The organism is Thermovirga sp. (assembly GCA_012523215.1).
Classification (GTDB): Bacteria; Synergistota; Synergistia; order Synergistales; family Thermovirgaceae; genus 58-81.
Genome location: JAAYIZ010000027.1, coordinates 1 through 3,365, shown reverse-complemented (window position 1 = coordinate 3,365; position 3,365 = coordinate 1). Strand labels below are relative to the sequence as shown.

Annotated in this window: 4 protein-coding genes; all 4 read left to right on the top strand. The window is 57.2% G+C overall.

Annotated features, from left to right (window positions below):
* A partial coding sequence (locus GX108_00840) for an OmpA family protein (GenBank protein NLO55596.1) occupies positions 1 to 716 on the top strand: 716 nt, incomplete at its 5' end.
* A 405-nt stretch (positions 717 to 1,121) separates the two neighbouring features.
* The gene (locus GX108_00835; GenBank protein NLO55595.1) at positions 1,122 to 2,324 is read left to right on the top strand and encodes a M20 family metallopeptidase; all 1,203 of its coding nucleotides are present in this window, start codon (positions 1,122 to 1,124) and stop codon (positions 2,322 to 2,324) included.
* Positions 2,325 to 2,393: 69 nt separating this feature from the next.
* Complete coding sequence (locus GX108_00830; protein ID NLO55594.1) at positions 2,394 to 2,939, top strand: TRAP transporter small permease subunit; 546 nt, start codon at positions 2,394 to 2,396, stop codon at positions 2,937 to 2,939.
* Positions 2,940 to 2,948: 9 nt separating this feature from the next.
* Positions 2,949 to 3,365: TRAP transporter large permease subunit (locus GX108_00825; GenBank protein NLO55593.1), on the top strand; the 417-nt coding region annotated here is incomplete at its 3' end.

Below are 3,365 nucleotides of genomic sequence, written 5' to 3'. Positions count from 1 at the left end.
GTTCGCTGGAGATACTGCGGAATTACGAAGGAGAACTGAAGGCCGGGGGCTACGAGATACTCTTTTCGGGCTCCGGGGAGGAACTGGGTCCCTACGACAGTTTCGCCGAGACCCTCTACGGCCGGGACAGGCACTACCCTCTTCCCGGCGACCAGAAGACCAAGAAGCAGCAATTTTTGTCGGCGCGGCTCGCCCGGCCCGCAGAGGGCGATGTCTACGTGATGGTCTGCACCCTGGAGAACCACTTCTGGGGGTCCGAAACGAAGCTGGAAAAGGGGCGCACCTACGCCAGGGTGGACATCGTCGAGGTCAAACCCATGGAGACCAGGATGGTGGTCGTGACCTCCGAGGAGATGGCCAAGGGGATCGAGAAGACGGGGAAAATAGCCCTCTACGGGATATTCTTCGACACCGACAAGTCCGATATCAAGCCCGAATCCGTGCCGGCCCTGGAGGAAATAGCCAAGCTGATGAAGGCTTCGCCCGAGCTGAGGGTGCTGGTGGTGGGACACACCGACAGCACCGGCGACAGGGAGTACAACCTGGGTCTTTCACGGAGGCGGGCCGAATCGGTGGTGAAGTACCTTCAAGAGAAACACCAGGTCCCCCCATCGCGGATGATCTCCGCGGGGGTGGGCATGCTGGCCCCCGTAGCCACCAACAGGACCGAGGAAGGAAGGGCGAAGAACAGGCGAGTGGAACTGGTGGAGTTCTAAAGGCCTTTCGACCCCGGCTTTCCGGGTATTTTTTCGTTCCGCCGGCACAACCCGCCACCGACCGCGGTCGGTGGCGGGTTGTCTTGGTTTCTTTCATGGGAAAACCCCCGCCATCATGAAAAGCAGGGGGGACCGGTTTCCATTTCCTTTGTCGTTCCTTCGCCTATTTAATTTTGTGTATATTGACACTCCACCCAGGCCGATGCTATATTCCCGGGCAATATACTCTCGAAGAGGCAATAAAAACCCCTCTTTTTAATTTAGATTTATTGACCCCCGTTGACCGGGAACCATTCGAGGGAGAGGAGGTGGCCATCCCTGCCTTGATCCATTGCTCAAGATGGATCCACCGGGAAAAGGGGCGAGTTGAAACCCAGGTAACCAATATCAAGAGGAGGGTTCGAAATGAGTTTGACACGGAACGAGGAGTACCAGAAATGCCTGGAGTATCTTGATGAAAAAGAGGTGATCGAGTTCCTCTCGGAACTGATCAGGGTGGACAGTGTGAACCCTCCGGGAAATGAAAAGAACGCGGCCCTGCTGGCATCCAAAAAGCTCGGGGAATGCGGGATAGCATCGGAGGTGATGGACGTTGACCGCAAAGAACTGAACAGGGCCAACCTTTACGCGAAAATGGGCGACCCCTCTCAAGGCCCGACCCTTCTTTACAGCGGACATTTCGACGTCGTCCCCGCCGGAGATGGATGGGTGCACGACCCCTTCGGGGCGGAGATCGAAGGAGACCTGATGTACGGCCGAGGAACGAGCGATATGAAAGCCGGAGACGCCGCCATGATCATGGCCATGTGCATTTTGAAAAGAGCAGGCGTTCCGCTTAAGGGTACCCTGGCTTTCCTCGGGACGGCCGGTGAAGAGACGGGCCTGGTTGGAGCAAGGGCCTTCGTTGAAGAGCGCGGCGCGGAAAATATCGATGCCCTCGCCATCAGCGAGGCAAGCGTCGGAGATATTTATATCGCCCAGAAGGGTGCCCTCTGGCTCAGGTTCATCTCCAAGGGCAAAAGAGCTCATGGGGGCCTGCCCGAGGAGGGCGTGAACGCCCTGGCGAATATGATCAAGTTTACGGAAAGGCTCCAGGAGAAATTCAGATTCATGGTCACCGAAAGCAAACTGCTCACCCCGCCGACCTTGAACTTGACCGGAATGCACGCCGGCGAACTGACCAATATCATCCCTGACCGCTGCGAAGCCGTTGTGGATATCAGGACCATCCCCGGGAACCCTCACTCCGAACTCCTGGCCCAGATCGAGGGGATCCTCGCGGAAGTCAAAAAGGAAGACGAGACGGTCGATATTTCTATAAAGGTCGAATTGAACCTGACCTCGATAAGCACCGAACTCGACCATCCCTTTATCCAGAGCGCCGTTGAATCCTACAAGGGCGTGTTCAACAGGGAGCCCGCCATAAAAGGGGTCACCTACGGCACCGACGCGGTCCCCTTCAGGGAGGTCAACCCCGATCTTCCGCTGGTCATTTACGGGCCCGGCGATTCGACGAGGAACCACAAACTCGACGAGTACGTCGAGATATCGAGCGTCATCGATTCGACGAAATTCTACATCGCCCTGGCCCTCGAATATTTGAAATAATTTTGCCTGACCCATGGATTTCACCAGGATCATGTTTCCCCGAAATGAGCATTCAAAGGGGTGATGCGTTTGAAGTTCTTGATCTCGTTTATCGATAGCGTCAACAAGCTGAATGATTGGGTGGGCAGGATAGTAGGTTACCTCGTATATCCGATAATGTTCATCCTGGTCTTCGAGGTGGTGATGCGCTACGCCTTCCACCGTCCCACCATCTGGGCCCATGAAACATCCTGCATGCTCTACGGCGCCCATTTCCTACTGGGAGGGGCTTACGCCCTCGGCAAGGATGCTTTCGTGAACGTCGAAGTCTTTTACCAGTCCTTCAGGCCCAGGGTTAAGGCCATCGTGGACCTGTTCACCTGGACGATGTTCTACGCCTTCGTGGGGACCCTGCTTTGGAAGAGCATTCCCTGGGCCTATGCAAGCCTCAGGGTAGGCGAATACTCCGAAAGCGTCTGGGGGCCCCCCCTGTGGCCCATCAAGCTCACCCTGCCGGTGGCGGCCTTCCTGATGCTGCTGCAGGGGATGACCAAGACCATCAAGGACCTCCATCTCGTCTTCACGGGGCGGGAGCTGGTCACGGCGGCCGAAGACCGGGCCAGGGCCGAAAACTGAGGTGATCCCATGGACATAGGGTTTGTTTCGATCCTTCTCTTTGGCGGTATGTTCTTCCTCCTGGCCCTGGGACTCCCGGTGGCCTTCGTGCTCGGGGGGCTCGCAGCGGTTTTCACAACCGTTTTCTGGGGCCCCGAGTCTTTATTCATCGTAGTGGCCAGGACCTTCGCCATGATGCAGACCACGACCCTGGTAGCCGCTCCCCTTTTCGTCCTGATGGCTACCGTCCTGGAACGTTCCGGGGTCGCCGAGGACCTCTTCGAGGTCATGTACCGATGGATAGGGTCCATCAAGGGCGGGCTGGCGGTGGGAACCGTCCTGGCCTGCACGATAATCGCCGCCATGTCAGGGATAGCCTCGACAGGCGTGGTCATGATGGGCGTCATGGCCCTGCCCGCGATGCTCAAGCGAGGTTACGACAAGAGG

What these genes read in the sequence shown, in the direction of transcription:
- GX108_00835 (NLO55595.1), top strand. Translation starts at nt 1,122, where the DNA reads ATGAGTTTGACACGGAACGAGGAGTACCAGAAATGCCTGGAGTATCTT.